We start from the raw sequence: 19459 nt of genomic DNA, 5'->3' as shown, positions 1-19459 counted from the left end.
AGCAGACGAAACCCTGGCCGAGATAGTTACTTGCCGATACAGAAGCGACTGAAAATCACACCGAGCAAATCATCCGAAGTGAATTCACCGGTAATGCTGGACAGACGTTCCTGCGCCAGACGCAATTCTTCAGCGAATAAATCGAGTGCCGGATCAGTTGCTTCGCTATCGTGCGCCGCATGCTGTGCTGCCATTTCCAGATGATCATGCGCTGCTTTCAACGCGATCAAGTGACGTTCGCGTGCGAGGTATAGCGATTCACCGGTTTGCTGCCAGCCGATCAGGCGCAACAATTCACCACGCAATAAATCCATACCCTGCAAATCCGTTGCCGAGACATAGATGTGGGTCGAGTCCGGCATGCGGTCGATCGCCGGGCGGTGACCCGACAAGTCGATCTTGTTCCAGATGCGCATGACCGGGATGTTTTCCGGGAAGCGTTCGACGATTTGTTCATCCGCACGGGTCGGGCCGCGGCTGGCGTCCAGCATGTGGATGATGACGTCGGCGGTTTTTACTGCGGCCCAGGTGCGTTCGATACCGATGCGCTCCACTTCATCAGTCGCATCGCTGGCGTCACGGATACCGGCGGTATCGATCACATTGACCGGTATGCCTTCGATCTGGATGGTTTCGATGACTTTGTCGCGGGTGGTACCGGCGATGGCGGTGACGATGGCGACATCGCTGCCAGCTAGCGCATTGAGCAACGAAGATTTGCCGACGTTCGGTTGTCCGGCCAGCACGATGTTGAGACCGTCACGCAGCAAGGCACCCTGCGAAGCCTGGGCGAAAACCGCTTGCAGCGCTTCACGTATGCCGGTGAGCTGACCGCGCGCGTCGGATTTTTCCAGGAAGTCGATTTCTTCTTCCGGGAAATCCAGCGTAGCTTCGACCAGCATGCGCAGGTTGGTAATCTTGTCGACCAGTTCCTGGATGGTCTTGGAGAATGCGCCGGACAAGGATTGCGAGGCGGATTTGGCGGCGGCTTCGGTCGATGCTTCGATCAGGTCGATGACACCTTCGGCTTGCGCCAGGTCCAGTTTGTCGTTGAGGAAGGCGCGGTGTGTGAATTCACCTGGTTGCGCCATGCGCAAACCGATGTCCGCACCTGCTTCCAGGCAGCGAGTCAGCAACATTTGCAAAACCACCGGGCCACCGTGGCCCTGCAGTTCCAGCACGTCTTCGCCGGTATAGGAATGTGGTGCCTTGAAGTACAGCGCCAGGCCCTGGTCGATCACGCTGCCATCAGCGTTGACGAAGTTGGTGAAAGTGGCATGCCGCGGCTGGAGTTCGGCACCTTTGGTGGCGCACACTGCCTCGACGATGGAAGAGATATTTTTACCGGAGACGCGTACGACGCCGATGCCGCCACGGCCTGGTGCGGTGGCGATTGCTGCGATGGGGGAAGAGTCAAAGTTCATGCAGCAATTCTATAGTGAGTTCAGATATTTTAGGCAACAAAAAAGCCCGCAAACAACACGGGCTTTTTTTATATACGGTAATCAGCGATTACCGGCATGCAGTTTTAGTTGGTACCCATCTTTTTGCCGATGGTCCATTGCTGCGCAATCGACAGGATGTTGTTGACTACCCAGTACAGCACCAGACCGGCCGGGAAGAAGAAGAACATCAGCGAGAATGCGATCGGCATGAACATCATCACTTTAGCCTGGATAGGATCCGGTGGTGTCGGGTTCAGCTTGGTCTGGATGAACATCGAAACCGCCATCAGGATAGGCAGGATACCAATGGTCAGGTGGAACGAACCGATCATGTAGGAGCCGAACAGCACGTCAGGCGACGCCAGATCGGTAATCCACAGCCATGGTGCATTGCGCATTTCGACGCTGGCCAGCAGTACCCAGTACAGCGAAATGAAGACCGGGATCTGGATCAGGATAGGCATACAGCCACCCAGCGGATTGATCTTCTCTTTCTTGTACAGCTCCATCATGGCCGCGTTCATTTTTTGCGGCTCATTTTTGTACTTGGTACGGATTTCGGTCATTTTTGGCGTGACCAGTTTCATCTTCGCCATACTGCGATAGCTGGCTGCCGACAATGGGAAGAACGCCAGTTTGATGACGATGGTCAACACGATAATGGTCCAGCCCCAGTTGCCGAGCAATTGGTGGATCTGGATCATCAGCCAGAAAATCGGACGTGCGATGACGGTCAGCCAGCCATAGTCCTTGACCAGTTCAAAGCCAGGAGCCACGGCTTCCAGACGTTTCGATTCTTGTGGGCCGGAGTACAGCGTAGCGTCCATCGATCCGGTTGCGCCAGGAGCGACAGCGCCCATAGGCATGATCGCGCCGACTGCGTACAGATTGGTTGCCAGTTTCTTGGTGAAGTATTCACGTGGCGCATCGGCCGGTGGTACGAACGCCGAAACGAAGTAATGCTGCACCATCGCGATCCAGCCGCTGTCGGCTTTCAGGACGTGCTCAATCTTGCCTTTTTCGATCGATTCGAAGCTGACTTTCTGGAACTTGTCGGTATTCGAGTAGACCGCAGGACCAGTGAAGGTGCTGTAGAACATCGATTCATTGTTCAGCTTGGAACCGTCGCGTACCAGTTGCAGGTAGAGCGATGGGTTAATAGGCGCAGCGGTTTTGTTGACGACGTCATGCTTGATGTCGATCTTGTATTCGCCGCGCTTGAAAGTGTAGGTCTTGACCAGTTTCACGCCGCTTTGTTCGGCTTCCAGTACCAGTTGAACCTGATCACCGCTTTCCAGTGTGCGTGGACCCGGACGTACGGTGAAGACTGATTTATGGTTAGGATACGCGCCGCCGATCAGGCCGGTCTGGCCGAGGTAAGTACGTGGCGGAGTCGAATCAAACAAGACCACGTCTTTGGTCGAATCCGAGCTTTCGTGGTGGGTCAGCAATTCCAGGTGACGGATTTCGCCGCCGACGGTATCGATGTCAACCTTGATCAGGTCAGTGGTGATGGTAACCACTTCGCTTTTTGTTGCTGCTGTGGCAGCGTCAGTTGGTACGCCGCTGGCATTTGCCTGCTGTGCACTGCTGGAAGTCGGAACGTCTGCGGTTGGGGCTGGGGCCGTTTTACCGTCGTCGGTGGCAGCAGGTTTGGCTGCTTGCGTGGTCGGATTGTCGAAGAAGATCGATGGTTTGCCGGTATAGCGGTTGTAGTTGTCCCACAGCATTAGCAGTGAAAACGAGAACACAACCCACAGGACGGTACGTTTGATATCCATAAGTGTCTTAATCAGTAATCAGGAATGGCCGCAACCGCAAGCGGTTGTAGAAGTTTTGGACGATGATTTTTTGGGTACCGGATCAAGGCCTCCGGCATGCCACGGATGGCATTTGCACAAGCGTCTGGCCGCCAAAAAGCTGCCCTTCAGTGCACCGTGCTCTTCAAGAGCCTCGATAGCATAGCTGGAGCAGCTTGGATAAAAGCGACAATTTTGTCCGAGAAACGGGCTGATGCCCAATTGATAAGCACGTACCAGTAACTGCAAGATCGTTTTCATTTGTTCGCCTCCGGCAAACGCTGCGAAACACCTTGATGCAGACTTAGAGAAGCAAACAGTCGCGTCAATTCTTCCCGTAATGCGGCTTTCAGGCTGGCTGTAGTGGCTGGCCCTTTTTTCGAATTAACAGGTTGTGACAGACGGACGATGCAATCGATGGACGGCAATGCCGTTTGTCGGAACAACTCCCGCGTCACGCGCTTGATCGTATTACGAGTCACGGCACGTGGCGCGAAGCGCTTGGCGGCTACCACACCCAGACGGGCGTGTGGCAGATCGGTCTGACGTGTATACAGCACGAAGTGTGCGGTACGTTGCACGGGTCGCAAACGAAAAACGGATGAAAATTCATCCGTTTTAACGATCCGCCGATCGCGTGCAAAGTCGAGCGAACGATCGCCGGTCACGCCATTCGCTTAAGCAGCGAGGCGCTTACGGCCTTTGGCGCGACGTGCATTGAGCACAGCGCGGCCACCGCGGGTTGCCATACGGACGCGAAAGCCATGGGTGCGCTTGCGGCGTACGACGGAAGGTTGGTAAGTACGTTTCATGTTGGTCTCGCTAATCAGCAAATAATATAAATCGGAACATCACGCGCCCATCGCCAAATTTCTGGGCAGCTGGTGCATGCTGATGCCTGACTGGCGACAACACAACTTACCAACATCCTGGGTAGTGAACCCTGAATTAGACAGCATTTTCCGCTTCCCTGTCAATCACTTAGCATACTTTTAGTAGGAAAGTACACATTGAAATAAGCGCCTGGCCTGTGGATAACTTTGCCGGTCAAGGGTAGAATAGGACTACATGTGGCACGCCGCCCGGCATATAAATAGACCACCCCTGGGCGCCGCAGCAACACCCCCGAACAAATTCACGTAGAAGATTCATGGAAAATTTCTGGCAGACCTGTTCCGCCCAGTTGGAGCAGGAATTGACGCCTCAACAATATAGTGCGTGGATTAAACCACTCGCTCCGCTTGATTACGAGGACGGCACCTTGCGTATCGCCGCGCCGAATCGTTTCAAGCTGGACTGGGTAAAAACCCAGTTTGCGAGCCGCATCACCACCCTGGCGACCCAATTCTGGGAAATGCCGGTGGACGTACAGTTTGTCCTGGACCCACGCCTGAGCGCAGCCAAAAAGCCAACCACCTCCGCCAGTATTGCGCCATCGCAATCCGACGATGTGCCGGCCAGCGTGCTCGAACCGATTCCATCGAACGCCAGCGAAGCGACCCCACGTCGTGATCAAAGCCGTATTAATACAGCACTGACATTTGACAGTTTCGTCACCGGTAAAGCCAACCAGCTGGCACGCGCGGCAGCGATTCAGGTCGCCAATAATCCGGGTAGTTCGTACAACCCGCTGTTCTTATATGGCGGTGTCGGCCTCGGTAAAACCCACTTGATCCACGCCATCGGCAACCAGGTGCTGGCTGACAATCCAGACGTCAAAATTCGCTACATCCACGCAGAACAGTACGTTCGCGACGTAGTGACCGCTTACCAACGTAAGGGTTTTGACGACTTCAAGCGCTACTATCACTCGCTCGATCTGTTGCTGATCGACGACATCCAGTTCTTTGGCGGCAAGAGCCGCACGCAGGAAGAATTCTTCTATGCGTTCGAAGCGCTGATCGCTGCGAAGAAGCAAATCATCATCACCAGCGATACCTATCCAAAAGAAATTACGGGTATGGATGATCGCCTGATTTCACGTTTCGATTCGGGTTTGACGGTCGCCGTCGAACCGCCGGAACTGGAAATGCGGGTTGCCATTTTGCTCAAAAAAGCGGTGCAGGAAGGCGTGACCTTCTCCGATGACGTGGCATTTTTTGTTGCCAAACATTTACGTTCCAACGTCCGTGAACTGGAAGGTGCGCTGCGCAAGATTCTTGCTTACTCTCGTTTCCATGGCAAAGACATCACGATTGAAGTTGTCAAGGATGCATTAAAAGACTTGTTATCGGTGCAAAATCGTCAGATCTCGGTAGAGAACATTCAAAAGACCGTGGCTGACTTTTTTAATATCAAAGTGGCGGATATGTACTCCAAAAAACGCCCTGCGAATATTGCCCGACCACGCCAGATTGCGATGTACCTTGCTAAAGAATTAACGCAAAAGAGCTTGCCCGAAATTGGTGAGCTGTTTGGCGGACGCGACCACACGACAGTCTTGCACGCAGTTCGCAAGATCGCCGCGGATCGCGGCAAGAGCCCGGAATGCAACCATGAGTTGCACGTGCTCGAGCAAACCTTAAAGGGTTAAGCACCGAAATCGCTGCTGCCTATCGGCCTGTGGATAACTTTGTGGATATCCGTGGGATAAGTGGTGGATATCCGGTGCATAAGTAAGAAGAAGGACAAAATCGCGGCAAACCGGCTTTTAGACGGGTGTTTCTGTCAAAATACGGGGTGTTGTAGAGTATGCCTCCGGTTAAAAATGCCGCGTTCCTTTCCCTCTGTATATATCCAGGTGGAAATGGAATGAAGGCCAAAAAGAATGCCGGTCGACGTGCGCGAAATCAGTCTCTATATATAGAGTGCCGATGAAGTGCATCAGGCATGGGTTTCACTGAATACCGTATTCGTTTAACTATCGATAAGGATCTAACTATGCAATTGGTCAAAACCCAACGAGACGCGCTGTTACGTCCGCTGCAGATTGTGAGTGGTATTGTCGAGCGTCGGCACACATTGCCGATTCTGGCCAATATCCTCATACGCAAGGATGGCGAGAGAGTCTCTTTCCTGTCGACCGACATTGAAGTGCAGATCACTACGCACGCCCAAGTCGGTAGCGGCAACGACGTTGCATCGACCACGGTTGCTGCACGTAAACTGCTCGACATCTTGCGCGCGCTGCCGGACTCCGGTGACGTCTCGCTGACACTCGCTAACAAGCGCATGACCGTGCAATCGGGCAAATCCCGTTTCGCATTGCAGACCCTGGCGGCTGAAGAATTCCCTACCGTGGCCCAGGCTGAGCAATACAACGCCAAAGTCACGCTGCCGCAAAAAACCTTGAAGCACCTGTTCAACATGGTGCACTTCTCGATGGCGCAGCAAGACATCCGTTACTACCTCAATGGTTTGTTGCTGGTCGTTGATGGCAAGAACGTCATTGCGGTGGCTACCGACGGTCACCGTCTGGCGTTCTGCCAGGTCGCAACCGAGCAGGAATTCCCGCGTCAGGAAGTCATCATCCCGCGCAAAACCATCATCGAACTGCAACGCCTGCTGGAAGAAAACGATCAGCCAGTCGATCTGGAAATCGCCAACAATCAGGTCAAGCTGACCTTTGGCGACATCGAACTGATCTCCAAACTGGTAGAAGGCAAGTTCCCGGATTACACCCGCGTCGTACCTAAGGGTTACAAAAACAACTTCACCATCGGCCGCGATGCGCTGCTGCGTTCGTTGCAACGTGCAGCGATCATGACCTCGGACAAGTTCAAAGGCGTGCGTTGCATCATGAGCCCGGGCAGCATGAAAATCAGCTCGACCAATGCCGACCAGGAAGAAGCAGTCGAAGAAATCGAAATCGATTACGGCGGCGATAGCGTCGATATCGGCTTCAACGTGACCTACTTGCTGGACGTATTGAACAACCTCAAAGGCGACAGCATCAACATCGCCCTCGGCGACGCCAACTCGTCTGCACTGATCACCGTGCCGGACAATCCAGACTTCAAATACGTCGTCATGCCGATGCGTATTTAAGGCCCGGAATCAGAGGTAAAAAAGGGGATAAAACGCTTTAAAAACAGCACTTTGCCCCCATGTAGAAAAGATCGCAAAGCACGCACCATCCTTGTTTTGTTGCACTAAATAAAGATGGTCCGGCTTTGCCGTAGTAGCACTCAGTTTTGCAGCAATTTTTTGTAGTTAAGTCATAGCCCGTATGTGTGAGGTCAAGCCAGCCAGCGCGTAAGCCGCGCAAGCCAGTTCTTCTTCAGGAGAAACCGGACAGGTCAGCCTCTTTGAGTAACCGCCAGGTATTCAAACCCGCCTTCCGTCCACACTCCCACAGCAGGTCTATGACTTAGTAACCGTTATTAAAGGTAACCATGTCCGCGATCCCTAACGACAACGCCCCACAGCCGCAATCCGCTCAATACGGTGCGTCCTCCATCCAGATCCTCGAAGGGCTGGAAGCGGTGCGCAAGCGCCCAGGTATGTACATTGGTGATACGTCGGACGGTACCGGTCTGCACCACTGCGTGTTCGAAGTGCTGGACAACTCCATCGATGAAGCGCTGGCCGGTCACTGCACCGACATCCACGTCACCATCCACTCAGACAATTCCATCTCCATCACTGACAACGGCCGCGGTATTCCGACCGGCATCAAATGGGATGACAAGCACGAGCCTAAACGCAGCGCGGCAGAAATCGTCATGACCGAACTGCACGCAGGCGGCAAATTCGATCAAAACGCATACAAAGTCTCCGGCGGTTTGCACGGTGTGGGTGTCTCTTGCGTCAACGGCTTATCCAAGCTGCTGCGCCTGACCATCCGTCGCGATGGCAAAAAACATCAAATGGAATTCGTGCGCGGTGTACCGCAAAACCGTGAACTCGAAACCATAGACGGCATGGTCGTCTCTCCGATCAAAGTCATAGGCGATACCGAAAAGCGCGGTACCGAAGTGCACTTCTGGGCGGATGAAGAAATCTTCACCAACGTCGAATTCCACTACGACATCCTGGCCAAGCGTATCCGCGAACTGTCCTTCCTCAACAACGGCGTGCACATCAAGCTCAGCGATCAGCGCACCGGCAAGGAAGAAGACTTCGCATTCGAAGGCGGCACCCGTGGCTTCGTTGAATACATCAATAAAGCGAAGAGCGTCCTGCACCCGACCATCTTCCAGGCAACTGGCGAACGTATGTCGGACCAGAACACCAACATCACGGTCGACGTCTCCATGCAATGGAACGACGCCTACAACGAACAAGTACTCTGCTTCACCAACAACATTCCGCAACGCGACGGTGGTACTCACCTCACCGGCCTGCGCGCGGCGATGACACGCGTCATCAACAAATACATCGACGAACACGAATTCGCGAAAAAAGCCAAAGTAGAAATCAGCGGCGACGACATGCGCGAAGGTCTGACCTGCGTATTGTCGGTCAAAGTACCTGAGCCTAAATTCAGCTCGCAAACCAAAGACAAACTGGTATCGAGCGAAGTGCGTGGCCCGGTCGAAGAAATCGTTGCGAAGACATTGGCTGACTACCTGCAGGAAAAACCAAACGACGCCAAAATTATCTGCGGCAAAATCGTCGAAGCAGCACGTGCCCGTGAAGCAGCACGCAAGGCGCGCGACCTCACCCGTCGTAAAGGTGTCATGGACGGCCTCGGTCTTTCCGCCAAGCTGGCTGACTGCCAGGAAAAAGATCCGGCACTGTGCGAACTCTACGTAGTCGAAGGTGACTCCGCGGGCGGCTCGGCCAAGCAAGGTCGCGACCGTAAATTCCAGGCCATCCTGCCATTGCGCGGTAAAGTCCTCAACGTTGAAAAAGCCCGCTTTGAAAAAATGCTGGCCAGCGAACAAATCACCACCCTGATCGCAACGCTGGGTACCAGCATCGGTGCCGACGAATTCAACATCGAGAAACTGCGTTACCACCGCATCATCATCATGACCGATGCGGACGTCGACGGCGCGCACATCCGCACCCTGCTGCTCACCCTGCTGTATCGCCAGATGCCGCAACTGGTAGAGCGCGGCCACGTCTACATCGCGCAACCGCCGCTGTACAAGGTCAAGCACGGCAAGGACGAACGTTATCTGAAAGATGACGTGGAAGAAGCCGTCTACATGATGCAAATCGCATTGAACGACGCGGCACTGATTCCTGCAGAAGGTGCACAACCGATCGCTGGTGATGCACTGGCCGAACTCGTACGCCAGTACAACATGGCCAACGCCATCATCAACCGCCTCACCCGCGCAGTAGACGGCGCCGCCCTCACCGCCATCATGACCGGCGTCACGCTGGACCTGAGCTCGGTCAGCGCAGCACAAGAATCGGCACAACGTTTGCAAGACGGCATCAACGAACCATCGGTCACCGTCACCGTGAAATCGGATGAACTGTCCGACAAACACACACTGCGCATCCAGCGCATGTACCACGGCAACGTCAAAGTCAGCAGCATAGACACCGACTTCGTCAATGGCTCCGACTACACCGTACTGGCAGCTGCAGCAGCAACCTTCAAAGGCCTCATCGGCCCAGGCGCAATCGTGCAACGTGGCGCAGGCGACAAAGCCAAGGTATCGGCAGTCAGCGACTTCCACCAGGCGATGAACTGGCTGCGTAGCGAAGCAGAACGCAACGTCGGCAAACAACGCTACAAAGGTCTGGGTGAAATGAATCCAGAGCAGCTGTGGGAAACAACGATGGACCCAGCTGTACGCCGCTTGTTAAAAGTGCAGATCGAAGACGCGATTGCTGCGGATCAGATCTTCACTACTTTGATGGGCGATGACGTGGAACCACGTCGGGCGTTTATTGAGTTGAATGCGCTTTCGGCGGGGAATATTGATATCTGATATGTTCTTGTTAAAAACGGCCCGTAAGGGCCGTTTTTTTTGATAAATTTTAGTAAGGAGCTATTTTTACAGGTTCAAATATTTTCTCTGGAATCATTAACTGGAACCGCGTGTTAGTTGTATAGGAGCCTGAATCTCGTCCACCGGTCCTGCTGATTTTCTCTATATGCTTGGCACATACTGTGAGCATTAGTAAATTTTGAAAATGTACCGGTGTCAGATCTGCCTCAAGTAAATTTCCAGGTGTTTTTTCATCGTTATTCCATATGATATGTCTGTATATCATTCCAGTCCGCTCACATAATTCAATATTCTTTGCATGTGATGTATCTAATCCAAAACACGCTTCAGCCGGCATTTGTTTCCAGCGATCCTTATTCTTAAATGTGGCATTGAGTTCGACCTTGTTTTTCTTAATGGGATCCAATTCGGTAGCTATTACATTCAAGTATGTTGATATGGTTTCTTTTGCAGGAGGCAGAGGGAGCAGTTGATAACAATCATTACCCTTTGCGGGATCTTTTCGTTTGAACTCAATGATTTGAGTTCGTCCGGATGTATCTGTCCCAACAGCGTCTATATCTGTCAGGTATAGACCGCCGAAATTCATCAGGCAACGAGTAATCAGAAGACGTTTCAAATGCTCGGATCCAATTCGCATCAGCCATTTGGAGATCAGTCCGTTGTGTTCGCAGTTCTTGCGACTTTCAAGTGCTGCTTTGACACTTTTAGAAATGGTCTTGGATTGGTACTCAGCAAGCTTTTGATTTGAAGCCCATTTGATGTTGCCCGCATTGACTATTACCTCCTTGATTTTCCAATTGAGGCTCGGCGGCGCGTTTTGCTCTTCCTCTACGCTCCAGTCGACAACAAAGAAACGGTCTTTCGGGGAAGCCTGTGCAACGGAAAGAATAAAAGCTTTATTCAGGTCGGTTTGTGGGTTCTGATTTTTCTCGGAAATCTTGTACCAATGACGATTCATTGTGCGATGTTCTTCGCATACGCTCCAGCCGAATGTTATGTCGCCATCAAGGCCAAGCTCGGAACGTCCGATAAGGTAATGCTCAAAATGCAGGTCGGTTACAAGGCTTGGGGTCCTAGAAGATAAATTTCCTGTTTCGGAACTTCTTGTCGGGAAGATCCATTCTGCTTTATGTATCCAGTCGACCAGGTATCTTTGGTCATCAAATTCTGTGGTCTGCGTCATATCGTTTGAAGGGACGCAGTTAAAGCTTAATTTCGGAGAAGCGAAGGTAAAGATGATGCAGATCTTTTACTTTCATCCGGAACTGGCTGCGGGCCTTCGTCTTTGGTCGTATGCCGCTGGCATTCATAAGTTTTGGTGCGGGGTCATAAACTACATATCCCGCGGCCAATGCACTTAAAAATAACGTGAACTGAGTACCTTCACCTAACAAGATCGGGCTGTCGTATTGATACTCAGGTGGTATAGTTTTTGATTTTTGATATGGAATGTAAGCGGCAGCTGCGTGTTTGCGCCCCCAATGCTCAATCAGACCTGCAAATGACCATTCGGCTGATAGTGTTCCATCAGGTGCTCGTAACTGAATGCCGCCATCTACGTCGGTGACCTTGTTGGCGATAGCATCAAACCCCGATATCGAAAGGGTATGTCCAGAGCTTGCAGACGGTACACCACTTTTATGGCTGCCGGTGAAATAGATGACATCGTCCTCGAGTTGTCTGCCGTACCGCCGGAGGAATGCCTCGACGCCATTGTTTCCGTAATAGCCGCCGTCAGGTTCCGGCGTCATTAATGTAATACGTGAACTGCTGTAGGCTTTTAGCTCCCACCCCATAAAATCGGGGGCGGATTTGCCATTAGGAATGATGCCGAACAAAGCTTCTAAGGTATAGCCACCACCATTCTGAGCAACATATGGTTGCAAGACGCCATGTTTGTTCAGGCGCTGAGACTTATGCCATCCTGAATTACAAAATTCGCTTAGTTTGGCTAACAGGACTTCTCGCAGATCGGGAGACTTAGCACTGACAACTTCCTGTAATGTGCCCCATTCCGGAAGGCCTTCCGGCAAACCTACCGCTTGAATCTCTCTGGCTACAGCGGTATCGGCGGCAGCCAGATAGGTATACACGTCCGTTTCAGTGACAGCAAAAAACATGACGCGGCCATCTCTGCCCTGATTAAATTTCCGAAACTCCTTTGGGATGGGTTGAAGCAGGTGGGAGGGTGCGAGTTTGCAGCCTCGTAAGAAGCCGGAAAGTCGTACCTCCGGATAGTCGGGATAAAGAATCAGTTGCGCCCCGGTTGCAGGCTCTGCTTGGCCAGTTCCATCGATCCAACTCATCGGAACATTAGCCTTAAAATTCGGACGCTTGCCTCCTGGGAAGGTTTGCACTGGTCCAAACTTCAGCAACTTCAGAACGTCAAAATTCTTACCGAGATAAATTTGCTGCTTTGTATTGTCATTTTCAGCGAGCAATTTGCAATAAACATGTTTCGCACCAAGACCGGTCACGCAAGCTAGCAACGCATCAAGTGTCTGAAACTCTTTCAATCACCGTCCCCTGGAATTCAACGTTTTGAACTCGGGGATTGACTATCCAATTGCTTAGCTCATTGATCAGTGCCTCGAAGGAAAGCTTGTGCTGACCTTTAAGAGCGCATTCCCAAACGACAGCTACGCGCCAGTCCCCGGCACATAAGTTCTTCTGGGAAATTATATCTCTTTTAAGATTATTCTCTATCTTTGTAAGCCAAAAATCTGTTCGTGTTTTGGGGATTTTAAACAGATGGCATTGATGACCATGCCAGAAACAACCGTGGACGAAGATCAGGGCGCGATATTTCGGAAGTACGATATCTGGAGTGCCTGGTAGTTTCTTAACGTTCAGGCGGTATCTGAATCCTCTCTTATGCAGGGCTTTTCTTATGAGAAGTTCCGGCTTCGTATCACGATGCCGGATAGCCCGCATGTTTTTTGAGCGAATTGATGTGCTGTGAACATCTGTCAAAAGTTACGCAGCCTTATCAAGTTTTTGGCAGGCCCGTACCTTTGCTTCCAGAATTCTGGATTTCATTATTTTGGCGACAGCTGAAAAAACCGGTACCACGACAGAGTTACCAAATTGTCTGTATGCCTGAGTATCAGAAACAGGAATCCGGAAATTACTTTCGCCTGGACCGTCATAACCCATTAGTCGCGCACACTCGCGAGGAGTCAGGCGTCGCGGACGATTTGCTTGATTTTTTTTGTCAGACAGTGGCTTTGAATGATTAAAGCCACGATCAACCAAAATCTCTGAGCCATCTTTGTGATACCGGGCGGATAGGGTGCGTGTCGTATCTGTGCCTTTGACTAGTCCGTAACCAAATCCGTTTCCTTTGGCTTTGTGTTTAATGGAATAGTTGAACAGGTACTCCCAAAGTTTGGGAGTCAGAATGTATTTATTATCTACAACCTCATCAAGGACATCACTTAAAACCGGTTTCTGCTTCGGAAATTGTTTAGATACGTCACTTAAGGTAAAGCCATCGTGAACGCCTAAATCTTTTCGAAAACCGACTAATACTATTCGTTCGCGATGTTGTGGCACAAAATTTTTCCCGTCAATAATTTTGGGGTCGTTTGTGCCATCGTGATTTACATCTGCAATCCAGTATCCAAGTTCTTCCAGTGTCTCTGTAATGACCTTAAAGGTGCGTCCTTTATCGTGGCTTTTTAGATTTTTGACGTTTTCAAGTACGAACGCAACCGGCCGTTTGACAGCAATGATCCGGGCGACATCGAAAAATAATGTGCCTTGAGTTTTGCATTCAAATCCATGTTTTACACCAAGCGAATTTTTCTTCGAAACCCCGGCAATCGAGAATGGCTGACAAGGGAAGCCAGCCAGTAGAACATCATGGTTGGGCACCGCGGAGTCAATGTGCTTATAAGCATCATCTTCGGATACATCTTCTTTATCGCTTAAAGTCAGTTCGCGGATGTCTTCATTAAAAATGTGCGCGTCAGGGTCAGAATAATGGTTTGCTTTATATGTTTTGACAGAGTATTTATTCCATTCGCTGGTCATCACGCAACGGCCACCTGCTTTTTCAAAACCAAGACGAATGCCCCCGATGCCGGCAAAAAGATCAATGAAGTCAAAATCATATTTGGTTTTAGCCGAGGGCGGCTGAGGAAGCAGGCGTTGCAATTCCTCAAATTCATTGTGGCTAAGTTTGGGCGATGCTTTGCCATTGAGCCAACGATTGATAGTCTCTCTGCACCAATCTGTCGGTGATATCCTGTTCAGGTATTCGGCAATATACTTCTGATCATAAATCTCAAGAACACTTTTTAATAGGGATAATTCTTCGTCTTTTGAGTTCATGGTCATTTTTATTTCGGGGATTAATGCGTGACATGATATCACTCATTTAACCCAGATGAATATGCAGAAAAGAGCAATCGAAAAGGGTTGTGGCATGGAAATAACTAATATCATTTCCATCGGAAGAGTTCGATTTTTAGTTGTAATCAAATCGTGAGCGGACTGTAGCGTCCCAACATCATATGTCAGTTCCCAAGCAGAAATTTTCCTTACAGGAAATACAAATTCTGTAGACTAGAACCCCACGGCAGGATCGCTCCGCAACCCGCGTGGCGTCTACCTAAAACCATAATAACTACGCTGCCCAAGGGCGATCCGATGAAATACCGTTTTATGTCTATGCTGGCCGGCACTTTGCTGGCCGCGACCTGTGCTTCGGCGTCCGCCGATACTGGCACTTCCGTTCATTTTGATATCAACCACTTCGATGTCCGCGGCAATACTTTGTTGCCTGCGCAGACTGTCGATAGCCTGGTTGCGCCCTACCTCGGCAAGCAGCGTGATTTTGCTGATGTGATGGGGGCGCTGGAAGCGCTGGAGGCGGCTTACCGCGCGCGCGGATATCAGTTGGTGCGTGTCGATTTGCCTGAGCAGGAGCTGGATCACGGCACCGTAGTGCTGAATGTGGTGCAGACCAAGATTAGCAATGTGGTCATCGAAGGCAATAGCCATTTCGATGATGCGAATATCCGTCGTTCCCTGCCTGCGCTGCAAGAGGGACAAACACCTGATCTGAAAGCGGTTTCCAAGAGCCTGAAGCTGGCGAATGAGAATCCGGCCAAGAAGGTGACGATGCGGATGAAGTCGACCGAGCAGGATGATGAAGTCGAAGCGACGTTGGCAGTTGTTGACGAATCGATCTGGCGTACGACGGTGAGCCTGGACAATACCGGCGTGCCGTCCACTGGCCGTACCCGCGCTGGTGTCGTTTTGCAGAACGCAAATATGTTCGGTCTCGATCATGTGATGAGCTTGCAGTACACGACTACGCTGGAAGAACCTAGCCGTGTCGGTGTGTATGGCGTTGGTTATCACGTGCCGCTATATGCGCTGGGTGACTCGATGGATTTCTATGCGAGTTATTCGGATGTGAATGCAGGCACGGTGACGGCAGGACTTCTTGATTTCGTAGTGAGCGGTAAAGGTTATATGTATGGCGCACGTTATAACCAAAACCTAGCGACCGTTGGCAACTACGAATCCAAATTGATTTATGGCATCGACTTGAAAGAGTATAAAAACAGTACTCAGTGGAGCGGCTACGAGCTGGGCGCAGATATTACGGTGCGTCCGTTGAGCCTGGCTTATCAGGCAGATTGGACTTGGGGCGATGGTTCCATCGGGTTCGTTACGACTTTATTGCAGAACATTTCTGGTGGTTCGAATGGGCGTCAGAGCGACTTTGAACGTGCACGTATTAACGCAAAAGCGAATTACACAGCGCTGCGCGTCGGTGCGAGCCTGACGCAAGCCTTGCCGGAGCAATGGCTGGCGCGCGCGATTATTAATGGTCAGTACACCAAGGATGCCTTGATTCCGGGTGAGCAATTTGGTGCTGGCGGTTCTGCTTCGGTACGTGGTTTCCTCGAACGTGAAGTGGCGAATGATTCCGGTATTACAGGTAACTTTGAGGTGTACACCGCGCCTTTATGCAGCAATAGCAAGTGGTCATGCCGCGCCTTGGCCTTTTACGATCATGCTTATCTGACACGTAATCACGCCTTGCCAGGCGAGTTCAGCACAATTTCTATCAATAGCGTCGGTTTAGGTCTACGCTTGCAGCTAGGTAATGACGTGAACTTCCAGGTTGATGTCGGCCATGTGCTGCGGGATTCTCCGCTGACAGTAACCCGCAGCGGTGACAACCGTGTACACGCACGTCTTGCCTTGTCTTTCTAAGGAGCCATGATGAAGAAATCGATGAATATGGCTTTGAATAAACCCTCTACCCTCGCCTGGTCTGTGCGCTGCGCATTTTTACCGCCGCTGTTGGCCGCTTGCCTCGGTGTTACAGGTATCGGTAGCGCAGTTGCGAATCCATCCAATCCTACAGTCGTGAATGGACAGGTCACCTTCTCGCAGCAAGGGAATGTCTTCACGATTACGAATAGCCCGAACGCGATTATTAACTGGAGCAGCTTCTCCATTGGTGCCGGTGAGATGGTGCGCTTCATACAGCAAAACAGCAGCAGCGCTGTGTTGAACCGCATCACTGGTCAGGACCCGACCCGCATTATGGGTGCACTGCAATCAAACGGTCGCGTGTTCCTGATCAATCCAAACGGCATTATGTTTGGTGCTGGGTCGCAAGTGAACGTGGCTGGTCTTGTAGCATCGACGCTGGCGATTTCAAATAGCGACTTCCTCGCTGGTAAGAATAAATTCACCGCAGGTGATGTCACCGGAGCGGTGAGCAATCTCGGTGCGATTACCACGCCTAGCGGTGGGCAGGTTTATCTGATCGCGCCGGATGTCAGCAATAGCGGCATCATCACCTCGCCTAAAGGTGATGTGGTACTGGCAGCGGGGCGTAGCGTACAACTGGCAGACTCGACCAATCCAGACATGCAGGTAGTCGTATCAGCGCCGACTGATCGTGCGCTGAATCTTGGTGACGTCATTGCGCAAGGCGGCAAGATCGGTATCTATGGCGCTCTGATTAACCAGCGCGGCAAGCTGAATGCGAACAGCGCGGTGGTCGGTGAGAACGGCAAGATTATCCTGAAGGCCAGCGGTACGACTTTGCTGGAAGCCGGTAGCGTGACGAGTGCAACTGGTGAGGGCAAAGGCGGCGAAGTGCAGGTGCTCGGTGAAAAAGTTGGCCTGATGGGTGACGCATTAGTTGATGTCAGCGGTCAGACCGGCGGCGGGACAGCGCTGATCGGTGGTGACTACCAGGGCAAAAATGCTGCGGTGATGAATGCCGAGCAAACTTTTGTCGGCAAGGATGCGGTCATCAAAGCAGACGCGATCACGAGTGGTGATGGCGGCAAGGTCATTGTCTGGGGTACCCAGACTGCGCAGGCTTATGGTTCTATCTTTGCACGCGGCGGTGCGCAGTCGGGGAATGGTGGATTTATCGAAACCTCTGGTCATCATCTGGATGTGGCGGGCATACGTGTGAATGCCGGTGCGTCGAAAGGAAAGAACGGTCAGTGGTTGCTTGATCCGGAAAATATTATTGTGAACGACGGACCTGCGTCTTTGATTGATGTTGCAGCATTTGACAGTCGCCCCGGTGAAACTACAGAAATCAGTGCGCAGTTACTGTCGAATGCAACAGCAGACGTTATTCTGCAAGCGACCAACGACATTACCTTTCAGTATGGTGTCGTCAACACACATGAAGGTGTGAGTCTCACTGCTCAGGCCGGTAACAACATATACGTGGATGCGATGTTGAGTTTCACTAAAAACATAACGCTGGCTGCGAATTACTTTGGTACTGGGGAAGGGCGAGTTCTAGGTGATGGTATAACTGCCATCAATGCCGGAGGGGTCAAGACCATTACAGACTATTTGAATCCGCCCGTTGTAGTCCCTCCAGTGACTCCACCCCCTTCCGTTGACATCTGCACTATCGCGCCTAATTCGGCCTTGTGCCAGGTATTGTCGCCGCCAACTGCCAGTGAACCAGTCAAGCCGGTACAACAGGCAAGCAATGAAATCATCAAGACCGTTAATTCATCCGCGCCTAAGACTGATTTCGATCAGCTAGCTTTCCTCGATACAAAAAAGCAAGGCGATAGTTCATCTGGCGGTTCGGGACCATCTGCAAGTAGCTCGACGCCAGATGATAAAAAATCCGATGACAAGAAAGCCGACACCAAAGAAGTCGCATCCAATGACAAGAGTGGAACTAAAAATGAACCGACCAAAAAAATGTACTGTAATTAAGTCAGCCCTGTTGCTGGCCGTCTTGTGTACAGCAACAGTGGTTCAGGCGGCAGAAGTCGGCAAGGTCACGTTGTTGAGTGGACCCTTGCTGGCAAAGAAAGCAAACGGTACGATGCGCGTGCTGGGTACGAAGTCATCGGTAGAAGCGGGTGATACTTTATCCACCCAGGGTAAAGCGTATGCGCAAGTCAGGTTCAGCGATGGCAGTACGCTCATCCTGCAACCAGATACCACGCTGACTATAGATAAATTCTCGTATGATGCGGCCAAGCCTGCGGCAGATAGTGTTGCCTTCACGCTGGTACAAGGTGGCGTACGTTCCAATGCCGGTTTACTCGGCAAGCGCAGCAAGGACAGCGTGCAGATGGTGACTCCGAGTGCCAACATCAATATGCAAGCCGCGAATGTGATCGTGCAGTATGTCAAGCCGACAGAGGAAACAGTTGCAGCTGCGCGCCATGCATATTTGCTGGCAAGTACTGCGGCGCTTGATTCCTCCATGCTGACAATTCGCAGCGACATGCCAGCACCTGCAGTTATCCGGCCTTTGCTGCTGGCGCAACTCAATATACCTTTGCCCACAGGAGTGACGCCGACCGCTACTGGTTCAACGCCACCGTTGCCGCCGGGTTTGTATGTGCAGGTAATTGATGGTTTGATTGCCGTGACAAATACGGGAGGGGCGCAGAATTTTTCGGCCGGACAGTTCGGCTTTACACCGAATCCGAGACAGGCGCCAGTGCTTGTGCCGAAAAACCCGGGCTTGCAATTTACGCTACCACCGGCGTTTAGCGCGCCTCCTCCCGTATCAGGAACAAGTAACGCTCCTAAATCCAATGCGGTCGATTGCGAGGTGCGTTAGGTTTGATGATGCAGCGGGAATGTTTATTGAGTTGTGATGTCGTATGAGTCAAGCATGCCAAATTTCGGCAGGCAAATCTGATACGGTGATGCAATGAAACAATTACTGCGCAAATTGATTTTGCTTTTGCTACTGCCTGTTACGCTGGCATTGGCCGGATGCGGTGCTTATGCCCGCACACCCAATAGTAGTTCCAGTGTTGAAGCCTACGGTGTCATCGATGTCGGCGTGCAACACGGCAGTCCGTAAATGAAGAGCAAAGTA

At 51.6% G+C, this 19459-nt stretch carries 16 protein-coding genes; 7 read left to right on the top strand and 9 right to left on the bottom strand.

Annotated features, from left to right (window positions below):
- Positions 1 to 26: 26 nt before the first annotated feature.
- From mnmE to rpmH, 5 genes are all read right to left on the bottom strand, one after another.
- On the bottom strand, positions 27 to 1424 hold the full coding sequence (mnmE, locus tag H7U06_RS01195) for a tRNA uridine-5-carboxymethylaminomethyl(34) synthesis GTPase MnmE (protein ID WP_175624410.1): 1398 nt from the start codon (positions 1422 to 1424) through the stop codon (positions 27 to 29).
- A 104-nt stretch (positions 1425 to 1528) separates the two neighbouring features.
- Positions 1529 to 3226 (bottom strand): membrane protein insertase YidC, encoded by a 1698-nt coding sequence (gene yidC / locus H7U06_RS01190; protein ID WP_175624409.1) that lies wholly within the window; start codon positions 3224 to 3226, stop codon positions 1529 to 1531.
- Positions 3227 to 3244: 18 nt separating this feature from the next.
- Positions 3245 to 3505: a membrane protein insertion efficiency factor YidD gene (yidD, locus tag H7U06_RS01185; RefSeq protein WP_175624408.1), complete on the bottom strand. Its 261-nt coding sequence runs from the start codon at positions 3503 to 3505 to the stop codon at positions 3245 to 3247.
- The gene (gene rnpA / locus H7U06_RS01180; RefSeq protein WP_012081531.1) at positions 3502 to 3912 is read right to left on the bottom strand and encodes a ribonuclease P protein component; all 411 of its coding nucleotides are present in this window, start codon (positions 3910 to 3912) and stop codon (positions 3502 to 3504) included. Before rnpA ends, yidD begins: the two co-directional genes overlap by 4 nt.
- A 9-nt stretch (positions 3913 to 3921) precedes the next feature.
- Entirely contained in the window at positions 3922 to 4056 is a 135-nt protein-coding gene (gene rpmH / locus H7U06_RS01175; RefSeq protein ID WP_011872825.1) for a 50S ribosomal protein L34, read from the bottom strand.
- Positions 4057 to 4394: 338 nt separating this feature from the next.
- On the opposite strand from rpmH, the gene dnaA reads away from it, so the two are divergent.
- The 3 genes from dnaA to gyrB all read left to right on the top strand — a co-directional run bounded on the left by dnaA (position 4395) and on the right by gyrB (position 10077).
- Positions 4395 to 5777: a chromosomal replication initiator protein DnaA gene (gene dnaA, locus H7U06_RS01170; RefSeq protein WP_175624407.1), complete on the top strand. Its 1383-nt coding sequence runs from the start codon at positions 4395 to 4397 to the stop codon at positions 5775 to 5777.
- 347 nt (positions 5778 to 6124) lie between these two features.
- Entirely contained in the window at positions 6125 to 7231 is a 1107-nt protein-coding gene (gene dnaN / locus H7U06_RS01165) for a DNA polymerase III subunit beta (RefSeq protein WP_011979228.1), read from the top strand.
- 347 nt (positions 7232 to 7578) lie between these two features.
- Positions 7579 to 10077, top strand: a complete 2499-nt coding sequence (gyrB, locus tag H7U06_RS01160) for a DNA topoisomerase (ATP-hydrolyzing) subunit B (protein ID WP_175624406.1) — start codon at positions 7579 to 7581, stop codon at positions 10075 to 10077.
- Between the two features lie 49 nt (positions 10078 to 10126).
- Here the strand turns inward: gyrB and H7U06_RS01155 are convergent, their stop codons facing one another.
- From H7U06_RS01155 to dcm, 4 genes are read right to left on the bottom strand one after another with little or no spacing between them, the layout of a single operon-like run.
- Entirely contained in the window at positions 10127 to 11284 is a 1158-nt protein-coding gene (locus H7U06_RS01155; protein ID WP_175624405.1) for a hypothetical protein, read from the bottom strand.
- A 19-nt stretch (positions 11285 to 11303) separates the two neighbouring features.
- On the bottom strand, positions 11304 to 12617 hold the full coding sequence (locus H7U06_RS01150) for an MvaI/BcnI family restriction endonuclease (protein WP_175624404.1): 1314 nt from the start codon (positions 12615 to 12617) through the stop codon (positions 11304 to 11306).
- A complete protein-coding gene (locus H7U06_RS01145) occupies positions 12595 to 13074 on the bottom strand; it encodes a very short patch repair endonuclease (protein ID WP_175624403.1) in 480 nt (159 codons plus the stop codon). Before H7U06_RS01145 ends, H7U06_RS01150 begins: the two co-directional genes overlap by 23 nt.
- A 3-nt stretch (positions 13075 to 13077) precedes the next feature.
- Positions 13078 to 14442, bottom strand: coding sequence for a DNA (cytosine-5-)-methyltransferase (dcm, locus tag H7U06_RS01140; protein WP_217703420.1), 1365 nt, complete (start codon positions 14440 to 14442; stop codon positions 13078 to 13080).
- A gap of 312 nt (positions 14443 to 14754) precedes the next feature.
- Between dcm and H7U06_RS01135 the strand changes: the two genes are divergently transcribed.
- The 4 genes from H7U06_RS01135 to H7U06_RS01120 all read left to right on the top strand — a co-directional run bounded on the left by H7U06_RS01135 (position 14755) and on the right by H7U06_RS01120 (position 19444).
- Positions 14755 to 16335: a ShlB/FhaC/HecB family hemolysin secretion/activation protein gene (locus H7U06_RS01135; protein WP_175624402.1), complete on the top strand. Its 1581-nt coding sequence runs from the start codon at positions 14755 to 14757 to the stop codon at positions 16333 to 16335.
- Between the two features lie 6 nt (positions 16336 to 16341).
- Positions 16342 to 18333, top strand: coding sequence for a filamentous hemagglutinin N-terminal domain-containing protein (locus H7U06_RS01130; RefSeq protein WP_254873104.1), 1992 nt, complete (start codon positions 16342 to 16344; stop codon positions 18331 to 18333).
- Positions 18302 to 19195 carry a FecR domain-containing protein gene (locus H7U06_RS01125; protein WP_175624401.1) on the top strand — a complete coding sequence of 298 codons (894 nt, stop codon included), beginning with the start codon at positions 18302 to 18304 and terminating at the stop codon, positions 19193 to 19195. Before H7U06_RS01130 ends, H7U06_RS01125 begins: the two co-directional genes overlap by 32 nt.
- Positions 19196 to 19288: 93 nt before the next feature.
- A complete protein-coding gene (locus H7U06_RS01120) occupies positions 19289 to 19444 on the top strand; it encodes a hypothetical protein (protein ID WP_175624400.1) in 156 nt (51 codons plus the stop codon).
- The last annotated feature ends 15 nt before the right edge of the window (positions 19445 to 19459 follow it).

It is taken from the genome of Herminiimonas sp. Marseille-P9896, from assembly GCF_903993245.1.
Classification (GTDB): Bacteria; Pseudomonadota; Gammaproteobacteria; order Burkholderiales; family Burkholderiaceae_D; genus Oxalicibacterium; species Oxalicibacterium contaminans.
Note: the sequence above shows the minus strand (reverse complement) of the source record. Positions and strands in the feature narration are given on the sequence as shown.